Below are 1337 nucleotides of genomic sequence, written 5' to 3' on the forward strand. Positions count from 1 at the left end.
ACATTGAACACGCTATTCGTCGATAAAAACTTGCGTTTTCACGGCCTGATGCAGGCATTTTCCCGCACCAACCGTATTTATGATGCAACTAAAACCTTCGGTAATATCGTCACTTTCCGCGATCTGGAACGCTCAACCATCGATGCCATAACGCTGTTTGGTGACAAAAACACCAAAAATGTAGTGTTAGAAAAGAGTTATGCAGAGTATATGGAAGGCTTTACTGATGCTGCTACTGGTGAAGCTAAGCGCGGCTTTATGGCAGTAGTTGCAGAACTGGAACAACGGTTCCCTGACCCTGCCAGTATTGAAAGTGAAAAAGAGAAGAAAGACTTCGTTAAACTGTTTGGTGAATACCTGCGTGCCGAGAACATCCTGCAAAACTATGATGAATTTGCCACGCTGAAAGCCCTGCAACAAATCGATCTTAGCGATCCTGTTGCAGTAGAAAAATTCAAAGCAGAACATTATGTGGATGATGAAAAGCTCGCTGAATTGCAAACAATTCGTCTCCCTGCTGATCGCAAGATTCAGGATTATCGTTCTGCCTATAACGATATTCGCGACTGGCAGCGTCGTGAGAAAGAAGCTGAGAAAAAAGAGAAATCAACCACTGACTGGGATGACGTAGTTTTTGAGGTCGATTTGCTGAAATCTCAGGAAATAAACCTGGATTATATCCTTGGTCTGATTTTCGAGCACAACAGACAAAACAAAGGTAAGGGCGAAATGATCGAAGAGGTCAAACGCTTAATTCGTTCAAGCCTGGGGAACCGTGCTAAAGAGGGCCTGGTGGTCGATTTTATTCAGCAAACGAACCTGGATGATTTACCGGACAAAGCCAGCATCATTGACGCATTCTTTACGTTTGCTCAACGCGAACAGCAACGTGAAGCAGAAGCCTTGATCAAAGAAGAAAATCTCAATGAAGAGGCGGCGAAACGCTATATTCGCACATCTTTAAAACGCGAATACGCCACCGAAAATGGCACGGAATTAAACGAGACACTGCCCAGACTCAGTCCTTTAAATCCGCAATATAAAACGAAAAAACAGACTGTTTTTCAAAAAATTAGCGCATTTATTGAAAAATTTAAGGGGGTGGGTGGAAAGATTTAGGGAAGGTGCGAATAAGCAGGTCATTTCTTCCCAAGTTGACTCGCTGATTAAAATTTCGCGGATCTGGGCCGATTTTTTTCCCGCAAACACATCGAATCGGCCTATTTAGGCTATTTTTTCCACCATTTCTGGCGTTATTTCCGGTTTTTACTGAGATCTCTCCCACTGACGTATCATTTGGTCCACCCGAAACAGGTTGGCCAGGGTGAATAACATCG

At 43.5% G+C, this 1337-nt stretch carries 2 protein-coding genes and 1 pseudogene; 1 reads left to right on the forward strand and 2 read right to left on the reverse strand.

The features are described from left to right. Positions 1–1119, forward strand: a pseudogene (locus tag K0778_RS26085) (type I restriction endonuclease subunit R); the annotation flags it as partial. Here the strand turns inward: K0778_RS26085 and K0778_RS28455 are convergent. Both K0778_RS28455 and K0778_RS28155 read right to left on the reverse strand, forming a co-directional pair. Then, positions 1094–1285 carry a hypothetical protein gene (locus K0778_RS28455; protein WP_306569099.1) on the reverse strand — a complete coding sequence of 64 codons (192 nt, stop codon included), beginning with the start codon at positions 1283–1285 and terminating at the stop codon, positions 1094–1096. The pseudogene K0778_RS26085 and the gene K0778_RS28455 overlap by 26 nt on opposite strands. Continuing rightward, positions 1267–1337: hypothetical protein (locus K0778_RS28155; protein ID WP_002906209.1), on the reverse strand; the 71-nt coding region annotated here is incomplete at its 5' end. The genes K0778_RS28455 and K0778_RS28155, both read right to left, overlap by 19 nt.

Source organism: Escherichia sp. XD33 (assembly GCF_019375075.1).
GTDB classification, from domain to species: domain Bacteria; phylum Pseudomonadota; class Gammaproteobacteria; order Enterobacterales; family Enterobacteriaceae; genus Enterobacter; species Enterobacter flexneri_A.